Annotated in this window: 23 protein-coding genes and 2 tRNA genes; 4 read left to right on the forward strand and 21 right to left on the reverse strand. The window is 68.4% G+C overall.

Translation table 11 applies throughout. The annotated features are described in order from the left end of the window. The first annotated feature begins 167 nt into the window (after positions 1 to 167). Positions 168 to 243: transfer RNA gene (locus FKQ52_RS14150), tRNA-Ala, on the forward strand. 54 nt (positions 244 to 297) lie between these two features. On the opposite strand, the gene FKQ52_RS14155 is transcribed toward FKQ52_RS14150, so the two are convergent. The 3 genes from FKQ52_RS14155 to FKQ52_RS14165 are packed head-to-tail and all read right to left on the reverse strand — an operon-like array spanning position 298 to position 4,578. Next, entirely contained in the window at positions 298 to 1,008 is a 711-nt protein-coding gene (locus FKQ52_RS14155; RefSeq protein WP_141627779.1) for a hypothetical protein, read from the reverse strand. Between the two features lie 32 nt (positions 1,009 to 1,040). Then, the gene (locus FKQ52_RS14160) at positions 1,041 to 3,101 is read right to left on the reverse strand and encodes a hypothetical protein (protein ID WP_141627780.1); all 2,061 of its coding nucleotides are present in this window, start codon (positions 3,099 to 3,101) and stop codon (positions 1,041 to 1,043) included. A 4-nt stretch (positions 3,102 to 3,105) separates the two neighbouring features. After that, positions 3,106 to 4,578 (reverse strand): hypothetical protein, encoded by a 1,473-nt coding sequence (locus FKQ52_RS14165; RefSeq protein ID WP_141627781.1) that lies wholly within the window; start codon positions 4,576 to 4,578, stop codon positions 3,106 to 3,108. A gap of 192 nt (positions 4,579 to 4,770) precedes the next feature. On the opposite strand from FKQ52_RS14165, the gene FKQ52_RS14170 reads away from it, so the two are divergent. Together FKQ52_RS14170 and FKQ52_RS14175 are read left to right on the forward strand one after the other, a co-directional pair. After that, a complete protein-coding gene (locus FKQ52_RS14170; RefSeq protein WP_141627782.1) occupies positions 4,771 to 5,190 on the forward strand; it encodes an Hsp20 family protein in 420 nt (139 codons plus the stop codon). Positions 5,191 to 5,273: 83 nt separating this feature from the next. Continuing rightward, complete coding sequence (locus FKQ52_RS14175; RefSeq protein ID WP_141627783.1) at positions 5,274 to 5,534, forward strand: DUF1150 domain-containing protein; 261 nt, start codon at positions 5,274 to 5,276, stop codon at positions 5,532 to 5,534. Between the two features lie 145 nt (positions 5,535 to 5,679). Here FKQ52_RS14175 and FKQ52_RS14180 read toward each other — a convergent pair whose 3' ends face one another. From FKQ52_RS14180 to FKQ52_RS14260, 17 genes are all read right to left on the reverse strand, one after another. After that, positions 5,680 to 6,147, reverse strand: a complete 468-nt coding sequence (locus FKQ52_RS14180; protein ID WP_141627784.1) for a PTS sugar transporter subunit IIA — start codon at positions 6,145 to 6,147, stop codon at positions 5,680 to 5,682. A 74-nt stretch (positions 6,148 to 6,221) separates the two neighbouring features. Continuing rightward, on the reverse strand, positions 6,222 to 6,887 hold the full coding sequence (gene hpf, locus FKQ52_RS14185; RefSeq protein ID WP_141627785.1) for a ribosome hibernation-promoting factor, HPF/YfiA family: 666 nt from the start codon (positions 6,885 to 6,887) through the stop codon (positions 6,222 to 6,224). A 232-nt stretch (positions 6,888 to 7,119) separates the two neighbouring features. Next, complete coding sequence (gene rpoN, locus FKQ52_RS14190) at positions 7,120 to 8,625, reverse strand: RNA polymerase factor sigma-54 (RefSeq protein ID WP_141627786.1); 1,506 nt, start codon at positions 8,623 to 8,625, stop codon at positions 7,120 to 7,122. 145 nt (positions 8,626 to 8,770) lie between these two features. Next, positions 8,771 to 9,475: a hypothetical protein gene (locus FKQ52_RS14195; RefSeq protein WP_141627787.1), complete on the reverse strand. Its 705-nt coding sequence runs from the start codon at positions 9,473 to 9,475 to the stop codon at positions 8,771 to 8,773. A 126-nt stretch (positions 9,476 to 9,601) separates the two neighbouring features. Then, on the reverse strand, positions 9,602 to 9,838 hold the full coding sequence (locus tag FKQ52_RS14200) for a hypothetical protein (protein WP_141627788.1): 237 nt from the start codon (positions 9,836 to 9,838) through the stop codon (positions 9,602 to 9,604). 12 nt (positions 9,839 to 9,850) lie between these two features. Further along, entirely contained in the window at positions 9,851 to 10,243 is a 393-nt protein-coding gene (locus FKQ52_RS14205; RefSeq protein WP_141627789.1) for a hypothetical protein, read from the reverse strand. 158 nt (positions 10,244 to 10,401) lie between these two features. Beyond that, positions 10,402 to 12,531, reverse strand: coding sequence for a hypothetical protein (locus FKQ52_RS14210; RefSeq protein ID WP_168196870.1), 2,130 nt, complete (start codon positions 12,529 to 12,531; stop codon positions 10,402 to 10,404). Between the two features lie 159 nt (positions 12,532 to 12,690). After that, complete coding sequence (locus tag FKQ52_RS14215) at positions 12,691 to 14,028, reverse strand: Hsp70 family protein (protein ID WP_141627791.1); 1,338 nt, start codon at positions 14,026 to 14,028, stop codon at positions 12,691 to 12,693. A 60-nt stretch (positions 14,029 to 14,088) separates the two neighbouring features. Beyond that, on the reverse strand, positions 14,089 to 14,685 hold the full coding sequence (locus FKQ52_RS14220) for a peptidase S14 (protein ID WP_240811663.1): 597 nt from the start codon (positions 14,683 to 14,685) through the stop codon (positions 14,089 to 14,091). Beyond that, the gene (locus tag FKQ52_RS14225; protein WP_141627792.1) at positions 14,682 to 14,867 is read right to left on the reverse strand and encodes a hypothetical protein; all 186 of its coding nucleotides are present in this window, start codon (positions 14,865 to 14,867) and stop codon (positions 14,682 to 14,684) included. The genes FKQ52_RS14220 and FKQ52_RS14225 overlap by 4 nt, the downstream gene beginning before the upstream one ends. Positions 14,868 to 14,966: 99 nt before the next feature. Then, positions 14,967 to 15,314, reverse strand: coding sequence for a DUF2200 domain-containing protein (locus FKQ52_RS14230; RefSeq protein WP_141627793.1), 348 nt, complete (start codon positions 15,312 to 15,314; stop codon positions 14,967 to 14,969). Next, positions 15,311 to 15,739 (reverse strand): GNAT family N-acetyltransferase, encoded by a 429-nt coding sequence (locus tag FKQ52_RS14235; RefSeq protein WP_141627794.1) that lies wholly within the window; start codon positions 15,737 to 15,739, stop codon positions 15,311 to 15,313. Before FKQ52_RS14235 ends, FKQ52_RS14230 begins: the two co-directional genes overlap by 4 nt. Then, a complete protein-coding gene (gene lptB / locus FKQ52_RS14240; RefSeq protein WP_141627795.1) occupies positions 15,739 to 16,530 on the reverse strand; it encodes an LPS export ABC transporter ATP-binding protein in 792 nt (263 codons plus the stop codon). Before lptB ends, FKQ52_RS14235 begins: the two co-directional genes overlap by 1 nt. A 19-nt stretch (positions 16,531 to 16,549) precedes the next feature. Then, positions 16,550 to 17,026: an LptA/OstA family protein gene (locus tag FKQ52_RS14245; protein WP_141627796.1), complete on the reverse strand. Its 477-nt coding sequence runs from the start codon at positions 17,024 to 17,026 to the stop codon at positions 16,550 to 16,552. Continuing rightward, positions 17,026 to 17,682, reverse strand: a complete 657-nt coding sequence (lptC, locus tag FKQ52_RS14250; RefSeq protein WP_141627797.1) for an LPS export ABC transporter periplasmic protein LptC — start codon at positions 17,680 to 17,682, stop codon at positions 17,026 to 17,028. Before lptC ends, FKQ52_RS14245 begins: the two co-directional genes overlap by 1 nt. Positions 17,683 to 17,694: 12 nt before the next feature. Continuing rightward, positions 17,695 to 18,309, reverse strand: a complete 615-nt coding sequence (locus FKQ52_RS14255) for a ribonuclease D (protein WP_141627798.1) — start codon at positions 18,307 to 18,309, stop codon at positions 17,695 to 17,697. Positions 18,310 to 18,612: 303 nt separating this feature from the next. Further along, positions 18,613 to 18,699 (reverse strand) — tRNA-Leu (locus FKQ52_RS14260). A 181-nt stretch (positions 18,700 to 18,880) separates the two neighbouring features. Here FKQ52_RS14260 and FKQ52_RS14265 point away from each other — a divergent pair. Next, positions 18,881 to 19,852, forward strand: a complete 972-nt coding sequence (locus tag FKQ52_RS14265; protein ID WP_141627799.1) for a complex I NDUFA9 subunit family protein — start codon at positions 18,881 to 18,883, stop codon at positions 19,850 to 19,852. Positions 19,853 to 19,916: 64 nt separating this feature from the next. Here FKQ52_RS14265 and FKQ52_RS14270 read toward each other — a convergent pair whose 3' ends face one another. Then, on the reverse strand, positions 19,917 to 20,717 hold the full coding sequence (locus FKQ52_RS14270; RefSeq protein WP_141627800.1) for an undecaprenyl-diphosphate phosphatase: 801 nt from the start codon (positions 20,715 to 20,717) through the stop codon (positions 19,917 to 19,919).

Raw genomic sequence — 20,717 nt, forward strand, 5'->3', positions numbered from 1 at the left:
GATCAGAGCCCTCTGATCCGCCCGGAAATCGCCTTTCGAACAGCGTTCGAAAAAGGTGAAAATAAAAGGCGAAAACGGGCTTGATCCTCAAACGGCCCTGACATAGTTTCCGCCGCCTCGCCGGGGGCCAACACCAATACCTCGGCGGACCAGACCGGCAACGGTTCGGGGCTTTAGCTCAGTTGGTAGAGCGCTTGCATGGCATGCAAGAGGTCAGCGGTTCGACTCCGCTAAGCTCCACCATGAAGGCCTCGCGGGACACCGCGAGGCCTTCTCCAATTCCGGTTCTGATGATCCCTACAGGCTGATGGTGCGGGCGCGGCCCAGATCGGCTTCGTCGGGCACGTCGACGTTCTGCGAACGCAGGAGAGCCGACACCGGACCGATCATGGACCGCATCGCATTCAGCTGCGTCCCGGCCAGACCGCCCAAGGTGCGCAGATGGCCCAGCTTGCTGACATTCGCCGGATTACGCGAAGCCGCCGTCAGCATGGCGGGGAAGTCGGAGACCAACTGCGCGTCGATCAGACCCGCGCGGATCATGTTCACCCCGGCGTCCAGCATCAGGCCGCGCTGGTTGCGGTTGGCGGTCTCGTACAGCGCCTGAAGCTCGGCCTCGCTTCCGGCGTTGGCCTTCAGGGCGTCGATGTCCTCCTCGAAGGCGGCGTTGTACGAACCCAGATCATCCGCGTCCTGCACGACCTGGATGGCGTTCACCCGCTCACGGATCGACGCCATGTCGTTCTTGTTGCGCGACATCTGGGCCAGCACGGCGGCCGCGACCATCATCTGCTTGGTCGCCTCCACGCCCTCACGAAGGAACACATCCGGGTTGTGAGCCGTCGCACCGGACGCGCCGCCGCCGAAGGGGTTGGGGACGCCCGGGACGCTGCGCGGCAGATTTTGTCCCATCCCCCGCAGGTTGGGAAGCTGGGCGCTGACGGACGCCGGCGTGAGCACCGCGAGGCCGAGGGCCAGGATCGCAGCGACGGGTTTGGATGCCTTCATAGGTCTTCTCCGGTTTCGAAATGGATTGAGGATTATCTCGGGGGCGTGGTTTCAGCCGCCGCCTGACGCGCCATCACGGAGGTCGCCTCCGCGAGCGCCTGTTGCAGCACGCCGGCTCGCGACCCGGCGTCAGCGCCGGCAGACACCGCGACGCCGGTCAGGGCCTGCTGTTTGCCGACGCCGCCCTCGACCCGCTGGCCGTTGCGCCGAAGGCTGAAACCGACGGTCAGGTCATAGTCCGACAGCACCATCCCCTGCCGGGGGCGAGGGGCGCCGCGTGGCTCGACCTGATGGACCGGTTCGAAGCACACGTCCTCTGGCGGCGGCGACAGCACGCCCATCTGCTCCAGCCCTTCAAACTGACCGATCAACAGCGGGCGCAGCTCATCCTCGAAGTCGCGGATGCGGACAGGAGCCCGGAACGCGGCCGCGAAGGCGTTGACCGCGATCGGCCCAAACGTCGGCTGAGGGATGGAGCCGCGCGCGCTTACGCTGCCGTTCCCCAGTGCATCCGCGCACTGGATGAACCACCGCCGGGACGCGGTGGCCAGCGACGGCGCCTCCCAGGCCAGCTGGTCGCCGGACCTTACGGACACCGCCTCCACCCCGGCGAAGCGCGCGGTGGCGCCGTCCTGATCGGTGGACACGACCTCGACGTTGGTGACGGGAGACCAGACATCGCCGTCGATTCCGGGGACGCGGCCGATCCGGCGCAGGATGGAGGCGGACACGCCCTGCGTCAGGGCCCCGCCCGGATCAGCGACCCGAACGCCTCCTGCGGCGGCGCTGACCGGAAGACGCAGAGTTTGTGGCCGGAACTCCCGACCGACGACCTCCACCGCCTGTCGTACCGCCGCGATCAGGGCCAGATCGTCCCGCTGCTCGGCGGAGAAGCTCAGGTCCGCGATCTCGGCATCGCGCCAGCTTTCCACGCCCTGCCCGGCAAACAGCACCCGACCGGCGCGGTCGATCACCTCGACCAGCACCCGGGCCTGATGCGACCGGATCGAGACGCCCCGGACCTCGGTGGGCATGCCGGCCGACGGCAGGACCAGCGCGGTCACGCGCAGGAAGTAGTCAGGCAGGGCCCGCGGGCGATAGTCCGCCCCTGACTGCCCCAGCGTCTGGTTCCGTATCTCCACGAAGCTCGGATTGACCGGCGCGGCCGAGAAGGCGGTCGCCTCGCCCATTGCGGTTTCGACCATGGCCGCCAGATGTCGCCGACCGACATGCGCCGGCGCGTCGGCCACGACAACCAGCATCGACGGCCGCGCCAGCGCGGTCGTGGGCTGGGCGACCTGCCGCGACAGGGCTTGCCCGACGCTGAGGCTCCCCAGCAGGGGCTCGACGATCGAATAGGCCGCGTCGGCGTGCACGACCCGAACGTCGCCGCCCAGGAAGTCGCCCTCGCGAAGGCCGCCGGACCGACCCTGATCGACCACGAAGCGATCCCCTGCCCGGCCCCGCACCTGCGCGGTCAGGGCGCGGGGCTGGAAGCGGGTCGCGGCCTGATCCACCAGGGCGTCCAGCGCGGTCTCCAGCTGGCCGTCGATCTGTCGCTGGATCTGCTGGAGGCCGCCGCCGCGCGACATGATCCCCGAGACCCTGCCGTTCAGGCTCTCCGAGAACAACACCTCCCCGGTCGCCATGTCGGAGACCATCAGCGTCAGCCCCATGGGCGCATGCACCTCGATGGAGGGGCCGTTGGGGACACGCCAGAGGTCGAGCCGGGTCATATGCAGGGAGACCACCGCCGTCCCGGTGAGCGTGGCCTCGCGGGTCAGGCCAGCGCCCGGTCCGACCGACAGATCGTTGACCACGCCCGGGAAGCGGGCCGCGACCCGCTGCCGGAACCGCTCGCCCAGCGCCATCCGCCGCTCGGGCGTCACTGCGAAGCAGAGTTCGGGCGAGACATAGGCCGTGTCATTCGACGCCGCGCTGCCGGCAGGCCGTCCGCAGGCGGTCGCGTCGAGGCCGAAGAGGCCCGCGACAGGGTAGAGCCGCAGGGATGGCGTTTGCGCCTGCGCGGCCGCCCCCCCGAGCAGCCACAGAAGGGCGGACAGCGCCGCCAGACCGATCGTCCGGGCCGTCACAGGCTCAGCAACCCCCGGGCAGGCAGAAGATGACCTGACGGCCCACGACCTCGCTGGTGGCGTTGGCGAAGGCCGGTTTGCCCCGCAGCCGCTGATACAGGGCGAGGTTCAGCGGCATCGGCCCCTCATAGCGGACCTGGAGGTTCATCTGACCGCCCTCCTGACCGAGGAAGGCGTGGCTCTGAACCCCGGGCAGCCCCTGCAGAGCGTCCAGCACATCGGCCTGCGTTCCCATGTCCGCCGCGCCGCGAATGACGAGCGTGTACTCGACCGGGCCCTGCGCGGCGGCGACGGCGTTGGCGACACCACGGGATTGGTTGCGCCAGTAGCGCTGCACCTGCGGGCCCAGCTCCTCCGCCGCCAGACGGGCGAGGTTCTCGGACAGGCGGGCGGCGCACAACTCGTAGCTTGAGGCGGCGTCCTCGCCCGACTTGCTGGTCGCGGCGATGTCCTGCGAGGTGCTGGTGGCGAAGGCCTGGGCATACAGTTGGCCGGTGCAGGTGGCCTGCCCGGTGTTCGGGCTGCGGCCGTTGTCCTGAATGCTCAGTTGCCCGCCCATGAAGAAGGGCGCCCGGCTGGTGCGGTAGGCGTCGGCGAGGAAGGCCGTCAGCTGACCACTGTCGCGCAGCTCGGTGAACAGGGGCGGCGCACCCGGCGCGAACTGAGCCAGGGCGTTCATCCCGTTCGCCGTCGCCACATCGTGACGCAGCAGCTCCCCGGTGAGGGCCGCGACCGCCGCCTGCCCCACCCGCGTGGTCGCGGTCGCCTGATAGACGACACGCTGGCGATACCGGGTGGCGTCGACCGCGGCGGCCTGAACATTGTTGCGGTCTTCCAGACGGGTCGACCGCGCATAGGCGTCGGCGTCCGTCCTGCGGGCGGCCCCGGCGCCGTACCAGTTGGCATAGGCGCCGGTCCGCTGCGACGTCGACGCCGCCGCCTCGCGGTCCGAGTAGCTGAGGCTCGAGGTATCGCTGAAGGTCGCGCCCCGGAACCGGTCATACTCGGTCGTCACCTCGATCGGCTGGTTGGTGTCGCGCGACGGCCCGACCGCCTCGTCCAGCATGATCAGAACCCGCGCATTCTGCCCCCCGGCCTGCGTGCTGGAAGAGACCACGCCTTCGTCATCCAGACGCGCCTGGAACCACGCCCGGTCGATGCGGGCCGACGCCGTCGCGCGGTACTCCTGTCCCACCCGTTCATAGGACCAGGGCTCAAACATCTCGGGTCGAAGCTGATTGGCCAGACGGGCCGTGATCTCGGGCGTCACCTCGCCCAGCCGTTCGGCGCCCAGCACCTGACGGGCCATGTTCCGCACCAGATCCTGGCGGGCCGCCGCTTCGGCATTCGCGCGGGTGGCGTTGGCGTCGCGGGTGACCGGCGCGGTCCCCGTTCCGGAGACGACGCCCTCCTGCGCCATGGCGGCGTATGGAACGGACACGGCGATGACCGCCGCGAACGGAATAAATGCACGCATGGATAGCTCCCCCGACGCTTGAGCGTCACCATACGCTACCCAAGGATGCGGCCCGTGTCAGCGGTTTCCGAACGGGGGTCGCGAAACTTCTGTGACTTGTCGCCGGAGCGCGCAGGCCCCATCTAATCGGTGTTCAGGTCTCGCCATTCCGGGAGGCCTGATTCAACGCCTGCTTCGGGGGCTCGAGACCATATGACGACACGCACCATCCTGTTCGACAGCCCCTTCCTGCTGGGCTTCGACCACACCCGGGCCCTGATCGACCGGGCGCAGCGGGCGGCGGCGGACAGCTATCCGCCCTATAACGTCGAGCAGCGCGGCGAGCAGGCCGTCCGGATCACCCTCGCGGTGGCCGGCTTCGGCCCCGACGACCTGGCCATCACCCTTGAAGGCCGCCAACTGACTATCGCCGGCAAGCGCGAGGACGCGGGCAAGGACCCGCAGGCCTTTCTGCATCGCGGCATCGCCGGGCGCGGCTTCGTCCGCAGCTTCGTGCTGGCGGACGGCCTGGAGGTCGATGCGGCGACCCTCGAACACGGCCTGCTGCACGTCGACATGAGCCGTCCGGATGACGTCCAGACGATCCGTCGCATCCCCATCACGACGGGCTGAGAGCCGTCGATTCACCGGCCGCCGAATTCGGGGCCGAACCCATACGCCCCCGTGGCGTTAGTAGAGCGTAAGGAGGCGGTCACATGACGCCGGAACAGAAGATGACCCGACAGGACTTCGCCCATCTGGGGGCGCCGGACCTGGTCTATGTGCGCCAGATCCGCGCCGCCGACGTGCTGGCCGATGCGCCGATGACGGCCATGCAGGGCCTTTCTGTCGACCCCGACGCCACCCTCTATGCCGTGCACGGCGCCGACGGTGAGCGGCTGGCCATCATGACTGACCGCGAGACCGCCTTCGCCACCGCCGTGGCGCACGAGCTGGAGCCCGTCTCGGTTCACTGACGCATCCCAAGAGCGCTATCGCTCGCGCCGCGGGCGCTCCCTGCTTGAGCGCGAGATCGGCGCGACGCTGAAGGCAGGCCAGCGCTCAAGCAGCCACCCGCCGCGCGGGTGGCGTTAGCGCCCTTCAAGAGAGATGATGCCGCCGTCAGGCGGCTGTCGCGGGGGCGCGGTCGCTGACGAAGAGGGCGTGGATGGCGTCGGCGGTTCGGGCCTGACGCAGTTGCTCCCGCATCCCGGACGAGCGCAGGGCGCGCGAGACCGCCGCCAGGGCCCGCAGGTGCTCGGCGCCGTCGCTGGGCGGAGCGAACAGGGCGAACAGCAGATCGACCGGACGGTCGTCCACCGAGCCGTAGGCCACGGGCGTATCCAGACGCACGAAAACGCCCGTCACGCGGCGGACGCCCTCCAGACGGGCATGGGGCACGGCCACGCCCGAGCCCAGCCCGGTCGAGCCCAAGGCCTCGCGCTCCAGCAGAGCTTCCAGCACGCGTCCCTCCGGCAGGCCGAGAGCCTGGGCGGCGGCGTCCGCCACCGTGTGGAGAGCCTGCCGCTTGGATGACGCGCCGCTGCGCAGGACGACGCCGCCGTCCGCCAGCAAATCACCGATGTCCATTGAAACCCCGACTCTACTCGATCATCCCGGGTGGGCGGGCGCCCTTTAGAACACCCGCCCCCTTGTGGGAAGCACTATGACGTATGACCGTTTACCGAACCGTGTGCGGCGAGTGAAACACCTTTCCGGTCCGGGTCGATCCAGCCGACGTTGCCGTCAGGGCGGCGATAGACCACCGAGATGCCGCCGTGGGCCGCGTTGCGGAAGACGACGACCGGATAGCCGGTCATGTCGAGCTCGGCGACCGCGCGGCCGACGGTGATGGTGCGGATCTCGGTCTCGTTCTCCGCGATGACCATGCCCACCGGAGGCGGACCGTCCGCCTCGCCCGCGTCGCCGAAGGTTTCGTCCTCGACCTCGTCCGGATTGCGCAGGACGATGCTGCGAGCGACCTCGCGGGCGGCGTCCTCGGTCTTCTCCGGGGAGAGACGCTTGGGCCCGATGTGGTGATCCTTCAGGCGACGCTTGTAGCGGCGCACCCGCTTCTCGAGCTTGTCGAGCGAGTCGGAGAAGGCGCCGTGGGCGTCGCCGCCGAGCCCGGTGGTGACGATAGCCTGTCCCGACGCAAGGCGAACCCAACAGTCCACCTTGAAGCCGTGACCGTCTTTCGACACCACGACCTCAGCATCCTGAGCACCGCGTTCGAAATATTTTCCGATCCCGTCTTCGAGTTCCTGGGAGATGCGCGAGCCTAACGCTTCGCCGACATCTACGTGCTTGCCGCTGACCTGGACTTGCATGCCGATAGAACGCGACCGATCCATTTTGGTGTCAACGGAGAACAACGAAATCGACAGTCACGCTTGCGCGATTTGACGCATCTCTTTTTTGGGGGTCGCGGTCAGAAGGCTCCGCCTTCTCGACCCGACGCGACCCTGCGCTTCGCGCCCGCCAATTTTCGAAAGGAAGTATAGCCCGATCCTGGCGCGCAACGCAAGAACAAAGAAAGAACAGCCTTGCGTTCAGGGCATTTCAGCCCGCCTTGAGCATCCGTTTGCGCTCGACCGAGGACGGGATGCGGAGCGCCTCGCGGTACTTCGCGACCGTGCGGCGGGCGATGTCGATGCCGGCCTCGCTGAGCAGTTCGACGATGCGGTCATCAGACAGGACGTCGCCGTCGCGGCCCTCGCCGTCGATCATCGACTTGATCCGGTGACGGACGGCTTCAGCCGAATGGAGCGCGCCGCCGTCGGAGGACTGGATGGCGGCGGTGAAGAAGAACTTCAACTCGAACACGCCCCGGGGCGTCGAGACGTATTTGTTCGAGGTCACGCGGCTGACCGTCGACTCGTGCATCCCGATGGCGTCGGCGACGGTCTTCAGATTCAGGGGGCGCAGGAACTCGACGCCGAAGGCCAGGAAGGCGTCCTGCTGGCGCACGATTTCGGACGCGACCTTCAGGATGGTCCTGGCCCGCTGGTCCAGCGACTTGACCAGCCATGACGCCTGGGCCGCGCAGTCGGCGACGAAGGTCTTGTCGACCTCGGTCCGCGCCGCGCCCGCCACCACCCCGTGATAGCGCTTGTCCATGATCAGGCGCGGCAAGGTGTCGGCGTTCAGCTCCACCTTCCAGCCGCCCGCCGGGTCGGCGCGGACGTGGACGTCGGGGATGACGGTCTGGGCCGGTTCACCGCCGAAGCCCGCGCCGGGGCGCGGCGTCAGGGCCTTCAGCTCGGCGATCATCTCGACCATGTCCTCGGCGTCGACGCCGCACAGCTTGCGCAGGCCGGTCAGGTCCCGCTTCGCCAGCAGGTCGAGGTTGTCGAGCAGGCACTCCATGGCCGGATCGAAGCGATTGCGTTCGACCAGTTGCAGCTTGAGGCACTCGGGCACCGAGCGGGCCATGACGCCGGTCGGCTCGAACCCCTGACAGACCGCCAGCACCCGCTCGATGCGGCCGGCGTCGACGCCCAGACGTTCGGAGACCTCGGCCAGATCGCCGCGCAGGTAGCCGCCCTCATCGACCATGTCGATCAGGGTCAGGGCGATGCCGTGGTCGGCGGGCGAGAAGCCGGCCTGCGAGGCCTGGGCCTGCAGATGCTCCCACAGCGTGGCGTCGCGGGTGTCGGGCTGTTCACGACCCTCGCCGTCCGGCAGGCCGCCGCCGGACCCGGCGCGGGACCAGTCGGTCAGACCGGGCTGGCCGTCATCGGTGCGATCCGCCCCGCGCTCGCCCGGCGCGGCGTCGCCATAGACATCGCCCCCGCGCGCATCGACGGCGTCGCCCGCGTCGGCGGCGCGGCCGTCCTCGAAGCTCATCTCGGCGCGGTCGGCGACCTCGATCCGCTCGGGCGTGGCGTCGTTCGCCTCGCCCGGCTCGCCGTCCTCGCGTTGCAGCAGGGGGTTCTTTTCCAGCTCGGCCTCGACGAAGGCCTCCAGCTCAAGGTTCGACAGTTGCAGCAGCTTGATCGCCTGCTGCAGCTGGGGCGTGATGACCAGCCCCTGCCCCTGTCTGATCTCGAGCCTTTGTCCGAGCACGCGATTTTCCCCTGCCCCGGCCGAAGTGGCCCGGAACTTGCTTCGGCGACCATGTCGCCGAACCGGTTAACGACCCTTGAAGGGTTTGAACGCCCCTGAAACGTCGTCGATGGAAAGCTCTGCCGGGTCCGGCAGGGCGACGTTTTCAGGGATCGGGCGCGGGGGAAAAATCCGGGTGCGAACAGGCCGGATCAGGGGCCGGATCGGGGGCCGGATCGGAGGCCGGAGCCGGAGACGGCGGGAAGGTCCCGCGCACCCCGGCGACCACTTCGTCATTCAGCTCGCACAGCTCATGATAATCCTCCCGGACCAGCCGGCCCGACCTGAACGCCCGCGTCAGACCGAGATGCGTCGAGGCCGCGCCCCGGATGATGGTTTGCTGGTTCCGCAGGGACGCCAGGGTCCGCGCGATCGCCCCTTCCGTTCCCTGCTCCCGCGCCACCCGCTCACGCCGCCTTTCACGCGCCTCGCCGGCCTCAAGCCGGGCCTGCAGCTTCTCATGCAGCCGCATCCACGACGCCGCCTCACCGGCCCGGCCCAGCCGCAGCGCCCGCCGCACCCGGACCAGCGCGTCTTCGGCCAGCGCGGCGCAGTCGACGGGTTCGTCCGCCTCCGGGTCGTCATCGGGAACAGGCGCCGGCTCCGGCTGATCGCACCGGCGCCAGCCCTCGCGCCGGGCGCGATCATTGAAGGTGGACAGGCTCAGGCCATAGCGGTCACAGACCTGCGTACCGGAATCCCCGTTGATATAGTCCCGACGGGCGAGCGCCCATGTGTCGTCCGAGCGCGGGTCGTAGCCGCGCGGGGCCTCAAGGGCGTGGGGGTTGGGGTGTGGGGCGTCTGTCAGCACGGGCGATCCTCCTGTCGGAGAGGAGGATGACATGCCGGTGCGTCAAAAACGGACGTATGGGAGTCCCTGCGCCGAACGCCCTGGGCCGAAAACAGAAAGAGGCGGGGCCGGGGCCCCGCCTCTTCGTCAGGATAGAGAGCGCCGCTTCACGAAAAAGGACGCGAGGACCAGAGCCGCCCCCGCCAGAATGATCCCGATCAGGCCGTAGACGGCCGCTGTGATCCAGCCGGTCGCACCGAACATGAAGACCGCGATCCAGTGATCGAGGAACAGGGTTCGGAGGCCGAGGAAGGCGAGCGCTCCCCCCAGAAGAAGGGAGAGACCGATCAACCCCATGCTGCGAGGGTTACCCAAAGCGCTCATTTTGAATCATTCCTAAAGAGGGCCGATGTCGATTTCGGTGCGTTCGAGTTCATCAGGGATGTTGTTCCGGTTGCGGTCAACACCCGTGAAAGAGGTGCCCGGCCCGAGAATGGCGGTGCGCGAACCGACAAACGGAATACGGACGGTGATCCGGGCCGAGCCCGTCAGGGTATAGGTGGAACGCCCACCGCCGACCGACCGGCCGGTGCCCGGCGTGCCCGGGCGGATGGTGAACAGGGGATCCGGCTCGACCGGCGTCGGGTCGACGACGTAGGTCGCCTGATCATCGAAAGGCAGGACGCCGCCTTCGGTGTAGGGCTGCTGGGACTCATCCTCGAGCCCCACCTCCTGTTGGTAGTCCTGGCAGCAAAGCGCGGCCGTCATGGCCATGGCAGTCAGTATCATTCTGGTAGTCCCCCAATGAAAAACCACTACCGAGAGTATGAGGCAACAACCCGAAGTCAAGCTTCGGGTTGCATGATCGACGCACGCCAGCGTTGAATAGCAGGATCGGGGCGCCGGAGCCAGAGAGAGAGGCAGGCGCGCGCCGCCTTCCGGGGCGTCTAGAAACGCTGGGACAGACGCAGGCGAAGGGTCCGGCCAACCGGATCATTCCGATCTGCATTCCAGCCGGAGGGCGGTGACCCGTCAGCTAGCCGGGCCTGCCTGCGGCCATCCAACAGATTGTCGATCTGAAGCTCGATGCGGGCGCCGGGGCTCTGTCGGCGCTGATCATCGCCGTCGCCGCCGCCCCCGCGACCGGACAGGGTGAACCCGAGCCTGAGGTCCAGCGAGGCCCATGGCGCATAGAGAATGTCGCCTTCGCCATCGCGCCCGGCGATGCGACGCACCCGATAGGCGCCCTGCCGCCGTCCGGTGAGGTTCATCGTCCATCGCCCCCGGGCCGAGGTGAGCTCAAGCTGTGACGATGCGCCGGGCGCGCCGCCGCTGTCGCCGGCCAGACGATCAAGCTCGGGCGAACCGGGAATTATGGAGAACCGGTCCTCCAGCCGCTGACTGTGACGCAGCCGGAGTTGAACCGGAGCCGGCAGAATCGGGCCCTCGGGAAGGGTGACGGCGGCGGTCAGATCGAGCGAAGCGTCCCGGAAGCCTGCGAGGTTCAGGGGACGGCGGTCGACCGCCAGCAGGCGCCCGTCATCCGACCGCAGGAAACGCTCGGGGAACAGGGCCTCGTTCTCGGGCGTCGCCGCGAGATCGCGCACGATGCCGTCGCGGCCACGGCGCGCGCCCAGACTGGCGCCCATGGAAAACCGCAGGGCGGTCATCGGCCCGATCGACGCCCCGAGCAGCGTGGCGTCCGTGACGCTGGCTCGAAGATCGGGGGCGCCGCCCTCGATCGTGAAGACCTGCTCGGTCCGGCCGTTCCGGAAGTCATAAACGAGGGTGGAGGGGCCGTCGTAGGCCGGGGCGAAGCGGTCCGCTTCGCCCGGCGCCGCCGTGGTGCGGGTCCAGGATGCGTTCACCCGCACACCAGGCCCGAAGCGACCGGTCAGACCCAGATGAAGATTGTCGCCCTGCCCAGCCCTGCCCGTCTGGCGACCAACCGCGAGGGCGAGATCCAGCCCCCCGGGCCGTCCGCGCGGCGCGACCGGCCCGCCGAGCACCGGCGCGGGTCCCCCGAGCAGGGGGATCGAGAGCCGCGCCGACCAGGAGCGGGTCTCCGCCTCGAGATCGCGCACGACGTCGCCGCGGGTCTCGGACGTGCTGTGATTGCCGCCAGCCTCCAGGCTGACGGTCGCCGGCCCGGCGGGCGTCAGGGGGAAGCTTCGGCTGGCGTTGAGGCTGAGATCAAACAGCCGCCCCTCGCTGGTGGTGCTGGACAGCCCCTCGCGACGCGCCTCGGTGGTTTGGGCCCGGAGCGACGCGCTGACATCCCAGTCAAGGGCGCGGCCCGACAGTCCCGTGACGGCGCCGACGATCCGGTTGGTGGAGGCCTGATCCACCGGTCCGCCCTCCACGACGATGGTGGAGCGGCTTTCGTTCTGTCTGGCGTTCGCGTTCAGGCTGAGGTTCCAGTCGCCGAGGGAGCGGCCGAGCGCGAACTGGGCGGTGTAGGACCGCGAGGCGGGCGTCAGCGTGGCGGCGCCCGCATCCGGCCGCCCGTCCATGACGCCGGGCCGTTCGTCGCCGAAGAGGGCCGTCGTGCGCGTGGCCCCGAGCGTCAGCGCGGTGATCTCCAGTCCCGCGAGGCGATTGGCGCGCCCGGACAGGGCCACGCCGGTCAGACCGCCGGCGCTCGGCCGATGCGCCCTGAGTTCGCCGTCGAGACTGCCGAACCGCTGGGCGAGGACCAGATTTATCGCTCGCCCGGAGACGGGACCGCCGAAGGCGCCGGCTGATCCCGGAGGGAGAACCTCGGCGGACCGCAGGGCGTCGGGCGGCAGGCTGAAATAGAGGCCGGGATCGGCCACCCGCCGCCCGTTGATGATGATGACCGGCGGCTCCGGATCGGCGTAGAATTCCGAAAGCCGCGTCGCGAGTTCGCCGATGCTCCAGAGATTGAGCGCATCGATCTCGGCGGGGCCGATCTCGACCTCGGCCGCGACCTCGGCCCGCCCCTGGGCGCCGAGGACGAGGACATCCTCAAGCTCGGTGACGGGAGGACGGGGCGGCGCGGTCTGGGGCGACGGAGGCGACGCGAGAGCCAGGGCGACCACGAGGGCGCCGGACACAAGAAGACTCACAGCGGAGCCAGGCCCGATGCCGGATCAGGTCGGGGAACGCCCAACGACTTTGACATGGCCCCTCCCCCGGAGAACCGGCGCAACGCGCCGGAATCGGTCGAGCGTAGCAATCACAGGTTGCCTCGAAAAGGCGGGGGCTGAGGTCGGTCAGGACGCCGTCGGATCGCCGTTGAGCCGCTCGCTCCACACATCCAGATCCGCCTCGCGGCCAATCAGGGCCAGGCCCGAGGCGATGGACTCGAACTCGCCGCCGGTCTCGATGCGGTCGGCGCCGAAGCGGCGGTGGAAGATGTCGCGGACGGCGGGGACGAAGGAGGTGCCTCCGGTCAGGAAGACGCGGTCGATCTGATCGGGGCGCAGGCCCGAGCGCTGCACGGCCTCGTCCACGGCGGCCTCGATGGCGGCGAGGTCGGGGGCGATCCAGCTTTCGAACCGGGCGCGGGTGACCGGCTTCTCGATGCGGATGGAACCCGCGATGAAGCTGAAGTCGGCTTCCTCCTGACTGGACAGGGCCATCTTCAGGTCGGCGACGGCGCGGTACAGGGCGTAGCCGTGGTTGTCGTCCAGAACCTCGATCATGCGATCGAGCTTGTCAGGCTCCAGCGCGGTGCGGGCCAGATCACGGAGATCGCGCATGTCCTTTGACGCGCGGAACAGGGCCAGCTGATCCCAGCGGGCGAAGGCGGCGTAGTAGCGCTGGGGGATGGGCAGGGTCTTGCCGAAGGTGCGGTACTCGCCGCCCTTGCCCAGCTCGGGCGACACCAGATGGTCGATGATCCGGTAGTCGAAGGCGTCGCCCGCGACGCCGACGCCTGACCGGGCGAGCGGGGTGGAGCGCAGGCCGTCGGGGCCGCGCTCGAACCGGACGACGGAGAAGTCGCTGGTGCCGCCGCCGAAGTCGGCGACGAGAACATTGGCGTCGGCCTGAAGCGTGCGGGCGAAGAAGAAGGCCGCGCCGATGGGCTCATAGGCGTAGCGGATGTCGGTGAAGCCGAGCCGGGCGAAGGCGGTCTCATAGCGGCTGAGCGCCAGCTGTTCGTTCGGCGAACCCCCGGCGAAGGTGACGGGCCGTCCGACGATGACCCGCGCCGGAAGATCGGCCATGCCCTCACCGCCATGGGCGCGCAGACGCAGCAGGAAGGCGCTGAGCAGGTCCTCGAACCTGTAGCGCCGGTTGTCGATGACCGTGTCGGTGAAGGCGGCGTTGGCGGCGAAGGTCTTGAACGACTGGATGAAGCGGGTGTCGAGCGCGTCCTCGACCCAGGCCTCGATGGCCCAGGGCCCGGCCTCGACGATGCGCTGGGGCGGTTGGCCGCCGGTCGACTGCCGGATCTGGAAGCTGAGGGTCGAGCGGAAGGCGGTGACCTGACCGGTGGGGGCGTCGAAGCGCAGGACCGTCGCCTCGCCGTCGGCGCTCGCGATGGCGACGACGGTGTTGGTGGTCCCGAAATCGATACCGACGGTGGGGGCGGTGTCTGAACTCATGGCGGCGGCTCCCGGCGGTGGGCGGCGTTCCTAGCGCAGAAACGCCGGGAAGGCTTCCGCTCAGATCACCGCCTGCACCAGACCGCGCGCCTGCGCCTCGCCAGCTTCGAGATACCAGTCGTCGGATGCGCGTTTCAGCACTTCTTCCATGGTGATGTCGGAGCCGCGGATCAGATTTTCGAAGCCTTCGTTCTGGATGGCGATGGAGTGTTCCAGCTCATGCAGCATGGCCTTCACCGGGGCGAGGCAGGCGGTCAGGGGGCCGGCCACCTGAAGCGTCTTGTCCATCTTGCGCTCGTGGATCATCACCCGCGTGCCGCGGGTCAGATAGCGGTTTTCGCGCGCGAAAAAACTCATGAAGGTGGCGCCGGCGGAGTAGATGGCGGCCTTGCCGAGGAAGACGAAGCGGCGCTCGGGGCGGTCCTCGCTGTGGAAGCGGATATCCTCGCCCATCATGCGGGCGACCTCGGGATCGCCACCCAAGGTGGACAGTTCGGTGACGACCAGACCGGTCGGCGGCGCGGCCGCCAACCGGTCGCGGAAGCGGTCGTACATGGCATAGTCGACCGCACCGGCCAGCATTATACTCGGGCAGGCGAAATCGCGAGCGGTGAGGGTCAGGCTGTCAGGGGCCCGATGCATCGCGGTCACGCTCATCCCTGACGCACCTCATAGCCCCGCGACGTGGCCCAGTTGCGGGCCTCGTCGAGCGAGAAGAAGGGGTGCAGCGGATCACGGACCGAGCCCCGTTCGTCCGTCAACTCGCACTCCCACCACTGGATGACGCGATGGTCGCGGGTGCGGCGCTGAATCGGGATGAAGACAGCATAGGGGGTCATCGGTCTGGTCCTCACAGCGCAACGGGCCGTGTAAACCTCTGATCCGGCGGAGAGTTCCTGCGCCGGACGCCGGACGTCACGGTTTCGACCACGCCGTCGTCAGGCGCGCAGCACCTTCTCCATCGCCTTGCCCCGGGCCAGTTCGTCGATGAGTTTGTCGAGGTAGCGGATTTCCTGCATCAGGCCGGGCTCCATGGCCTCGACGCGGATGCCGCAGATGGTTCCGGTGATGAGTTCACGGGCCGGGTTCAGGGCGGGGGCGTCGCCGAAGAAGGCCTCGAACGGGGTCTTGTCGGCGATCAGGGCGTCGAGCTGCGGCTGGGTGTAGCCGGTGAGCCAGAGGATGACCTGGTCGACCTCGGCGCGGGTGCGGCCCTTCCTTTCAGCCTTGGCGATATAGGCCGGATAGACCGAGGCGAAGGGCATGGCGAAGATGCGGTGGGTCATGCCTCGCGCTCCACCGGGAACAGCCGGGCCATGCCGACAGACTTCGGAGCCGTCTCGGTGAAGCCGTACCGGGCGTAGAGGCGTTTGGCCTCGCCGTCCGCGATCAGGCTGACATAGGTTCCCGGAAGGGCGTGGCGCTCGGTCCAGGTCATGAGGGCGGCCATGATCGCCTTGCCGAGGCCCCGGCCCTGATGGTCCGGCTCGACCGCGATATCGACGACCTGAAGGAAGAGGGCGCCGTCACCGACGAGGCGGCCCATGCCGACGGCGCGGCCCTGATGCTCGATGACGACAGAAAACAGGGTGTGCGGCAGGCCCGCGGCGGCGGCCTCCGCGCTCTTGCGCCCCATGCCCGCGACGGTGCGGAGACGCAGATAGTCCTCGACGGCAGGCGTGCGCTCGACGAGGACGTAGCCTTCCGGCATCAGCCGTACATGTCGCCCAGGTACACCCGGCGGACTTCGGGGTCGCGGATGACGTCTTCGGCCTTGCCCTCGAACAGGACGGCGCCGCCCGAGATGATCGAGGCGTGGTCGATGATTTCGAGGGTTTCGCGGACATTGTGGTCGGTGATCAGGACGCCGATCCCCTGCCCCGCCAGATAGCGGATGACCTGACGGATATCGGCGATGGCCAGCGGGTCGATGCCGGCGAAGGGTTCGTCCAACAGCATGAAGCTGGGCTTGCCGGCGAGGGCGCGGGCGATTTCGCAGCGACGACGCTCGCCGCCTGACAGGCCCGAGGCCGGGGCCTGCCGCAGGTGGTCGATGCGGAGTTCTTCCAGCAGGCGGCTGGTTTCCTCGGCGATGGCTTTCTGGCCGGTGTGGTGCAGCTCGACCACCGCCTTGATGTTCTGCTCGACCGTCATGCCGCGGAAGATGGAGGCTTCCTGCGCCAGATAGCCGATGCCCATGCGGGCGCGCTGGTACATCGGCTGGGCCGTGATGTCCTCGCCGTCCAGCCAGATCGAGCCGGTGTCCGGCGGGATCAGTCCGGTGATCATGTAGAAGCAGGTGGTCTTGCCCGCGCCGTTGGGGCCGAGCAGGCCGGCGACCTCGCCCCGCTGGACCGTCAGGGAGACGTCGCGGACGACCTGACGCTGGCCGAAGGCGCGCGCCAGATTCTCGGCGCGCAAACCCGTGGGGCGCGCGGCCGCCACCGGCGCCGGAGCGGCGGCGTCATGGACGTTGAGGGCGGAGAGTTCCTTGCGGGCCACGAGCGCGCCGAGCCGAAGCTCAGTTCCCCCGCTCGGGGTAGAAGACGCCCTGGACACGGCCGTTGGAGCCGCCCTCCATCTGCGCGGACTCGGTGCGGGTGTTGTAGACCAGCCGCGAGCCGGTGATGACGTTCTCGCCCTGGGTCAGGATCACGTCGCCGGTCAGGACGATGGTGTCATTGGCCGGGGTGTAGACGGCGCGGTCGCCGCGGATCGTCTGTTCCGGGGTGACGAAATAGACGCTGCCCGACGCCTCGACCCGCGTAAGCGAACCATTGGTGATGGCGCCCTCGACCCGGTCGGCCCGGATACGGTTTTCGCCCTGAATCAGTTCAGCGCGGCCGCGCAGGGACAGGCCGGTCGGGCTGTAGGCGCTCTCATCGGCGCCCCACATGATCGGCTGATTGCCCTGGAAGCTCTGGGCGTCGCCGATGGTCGGCAGGGCCAGAAGACCGATGCCGAGCGCCGCGGCGGTGAGGAGACGGGTGTTGATCATCAGTTCGACCTCGACGGGTTGATGGTCCCGCGCACCTTGTTATCGCCAGAGCCGCTGAACACGACCCGTTCGCCTTGATCATAAATCGCATAGGACGAAGCGTTGATCGTTCCAAGAGGCCCGTTGCCCTGAACGCCCTTTGAACCGGTCACGACACCGGTCGCGGTGTTCACCACGGCCTCGGGCGTCACCAGCGTAAAGCCCGATCCGCCGTCGGAAATCCGCACGTTGGGACCGATCGTCACGGTCTTCGCCGCCTCGTTATACTCGCCGCCGTCGGCTGTGAGTGTGGTGACCTTGCGGCCGCCCAGATTAAGACGCAGCGCCGGGCCGACCAGACGGAAGCGGCCAGTGTTCGGATCACGCACCGCGCCCTGTGCGCCGATGACGAAACTGCGCCCCTGGGCGTCCTGACCGTGGAACATGGGATTGTCGAGCCGGACCTCGCGGCTGGTCCCGGCCTTGCGCTCGACGTCGGACATGACGGTGCGCAGGACGATCCAGCTGATGGTGCCGCCCGCGAGGACGAGGATCATCATCGGCAGAAGACGACGCAGCAGCTGGACCCGGCGCGAGCGCGCGCGGAAGGCCGAGGCGGTCGCGGCGACGCGAGCCTCGTCCTCGGCCTTGCGGGTCTCCACCGGCTCGTTGCTCATCAGACGTCCAGTTTACGCATGGGCGAAGATGTCCTGTTCGTCCCAGCCGGCCAGATCCAGGGCGGAACGGGTGGGCAGGAACTCAAAGCATTTTCGGGCCAGTTCGGTGCGGCCCTCGCGCTCCAGCATCTCGTCCAGACGCGCCTTGACGGCGTGCAGGTACAGGACGTCTGAGGCGGCGTAGTCGAGCTGGGCCTGCGTCAGGACGGGCGAGCCCCAGTCGCTGGACTGCTGGGCCTTGGACAGCTCGACGCCCGCGCACTCGCGCACGACATCCTTGAGGCCGTGACGGTCGGTGTAGGTGCGGGCCAACTTGGAGGCGATCTTGGTGCAATAGACCGGGGCGGTGTCCAGACCGAGGTGCAGCTGGAACATGCCGATGTCGAAGCGGCCGAAGTGGAACAGCTTGAGCACGTTCCGATCAGCCAGCACGCGCTTCAGGTTCGGACAGTCATAGGCCGGGCGGTTCAGGCGCACGACATGGGCGTTTCCGTCGCCGGCCGACAGCTGGACGACGCAGAGCGGGTCGCGGCGGAAACGCAGGCCCATGGTCTCGGAATCGACAGCCACCACCGGGCCGAGGTCCAGGTCGTCGGGCAGGTCGCCTTCGTGCAGATAAACAGTCATGGGGAGCTAGGTAGCGCCTTGGCGGTCGGGAGGCGAGGGCCGGGGCGGTGAATAGTGATTGGTGATTGGTGATTGGTGGGCGGGGCCGCCTCGAACGACGGAGCCCGGAAAGTGGCTGGTGGATAGGGATTAGTGGGTGGCCGCTGAACGGCCCGCGTCAGGATGGGACCAGCCGGTAGCGGCATCGAACCACTAACCACCAATCACTTCGCCGCACCGGCGTCAGACGCCCGCGCACCGGCTGACATCGAGCCCAAAAGAGAAAAGGCGCCGCATCGGAAGATGCAGCGCCTTTTCAATAATTGGTGCCCAGAAGAGGACTCGAACCTCCACGACCTTTCAGTCACTGGCACCTGAAGCCAGCGCGTCTACCAATTCCGCCATCTGGGCCAAACGTCCGTGCCGCAAGCGGCGTTTCCGTCTGGAAGGCGCGGACCTCTAAGGCAGTGCCCGGACCGGGTCAACAACCTTTTCCAGCATTTTTTGCGTTTGCGTTGCGAGGCCCCACGCCATCGTCTAATCCGCCGTCGTGCAAGGGTATTCCCGCGCGCCGTCCGCATTGGAGTCTGACATGAGCGAAGTCGCCCCCGGCCTGATCACCGTCTTCGGCGGAGCGGGATTCGTCGGCGCCCAGGTGGTGCAAGCGCTGGCGCGTCGCGGCTGGCGCATCCGTGTGGCGAGCCGCCGCCCGGACCGGGCCTGGAAGCTGCAGACGGCGGGCACGGTCGGCCAGATCAAGGCCATCCGCTGCGACGCGACGGACCCGGCGCAGGTGGCCGAAGCCATCCACGGCGCGGACGCCGCGATCAATCTGGTCGGCATCCTGTACGAGACCGGCGGCCGCAAATTCCATGACCTTCACGTCGGCCTGGCCCGCACCATCGCGGAAGCCTGCGCGGTGGCGCAGGTGCGCCTGCTGCAGATGTCGGCGCTGGGCGCCAATCCGGAGAGCGACTCGCTCTACGCCCGCACCAAGGCCGAGGCCGAGATGGCGGTGCGCGAAGTCAAGCCGGACGCCATCATCGTGCGCCCCTCGGTCGTGTTCGGCCCGGGCGACGACTTCCTGAACAAGTTCGCCGCCATGGCGCAGGTGTCGCCGGTGCTGCCGCTCATCGGCGGCGGCCAGACGAAATTCCAGCCGGTCTATGTCGGCGATGTGGGCGAGGCCATCGCCCGCGCCATCAGCCGGACGGACGCGGACGGTCAGACCTATGAGCTGGGCGGCCCGGCCGTGATGACCTTCGAGGAGGTGCTGAAGCTGGTGGCCCGGGAGACCTATCGCGAGCCGGGTCTGGTGTCCCTGCCCTTCCCCATCGCCAGGGCGATCGGCGGTCTGGCCCAGATCACGGCGGCGTTCGGCATCAAGCCGGTGCTGACCGAGGATCAGGTGACGCTGCTGCAGACGGACAATGTGGTGTCCGACGGCGCCCAGGGCCTGGCCGCGCTGGGCATCGAGCCGACGGGCGTGGAAGCCGTCGCCGCCGGTTATCTGTGGCGCTACCGCAAGGGCGGCCAGTTCGCGACGGAAGCCGCGGCGGCCTGAGAGCCTTCGGCGGAGTGGTTGGTGGCTGGTGGCTGGCCACTAACCACTGCCCGAACTCCGTGAATCAGACCAGCCAGAGGGCCAGCAGGCCGACGGTTCCGACCACGATCCGCCAGATGGCGAAGGGCGTGAAGCCGTAGTTGGACACGAAGCTGAGCAGGAAGCGGATCACCAGCAGGCCGGCGACGAAGGCGCTGATGAAGCCCACGGCGATGACCCAGCCGAAGCTGAGGTCCAGAGCGCCGCCGCTCTTGATCAGGTCGTAGGTGAAGGCGCCCACCATGGTCGGAATGGCCAGAAAGAAGGAGAACTCGGCCGCCGCCGGCTTGTCCAGACGCAGCAGCAGGCCGCCCGCGATGGTCGAGCCCGAGCGCGACACGCCGGGCACCAGCGCCAGACACTGGAACAGGCCGATCAGGGCCGAGGTCTTCCACGTCAGCTGCATCGCGTCGGATTGCTTCGGCGTGGGCGCCCAGCGGTCCAGCGCCATCAGCAGGAAACCGCCGATGATCAGGGTGATGCAGACGATCTGGGGCGTCTCGAACAGATAGCCCTTGATGAAGTCGTACAGAAAGGCCCCCGCCAGCAGGGACGGGATGAAGGCGATCACGACGCTGATGGCGAAATGACGGGCTTTCGGATCGGTCGGCAGGCCGATCAGCACCTTCCACAGGCGTCCGAAATACAGCAGCACGAGCGCGAGAATGGCGCCCAGCTGGATCATCACCACGAAGGAGGACCAGCGCGCGTCGGTGAGGCCGAGCGCCTCGCGCAGAAGCAGCAGGTGGCCGGTGGACGACACCGGAATGAACTCGGTCAGACCCTCGATCAGACCGAGGAGGATCGCCGCAAGCCAGTCAGCCAT

It is taken from the genome of Brevundimonas sp. M20 (assembly GCF_006547065.1).
In the GTDB taxonomy this organism is placed as follows: Bacteria; Pseudomonadota; Alphaproteobacteria; order Caulobacterales; family Caulobacteraceae; genus Brevundimonas.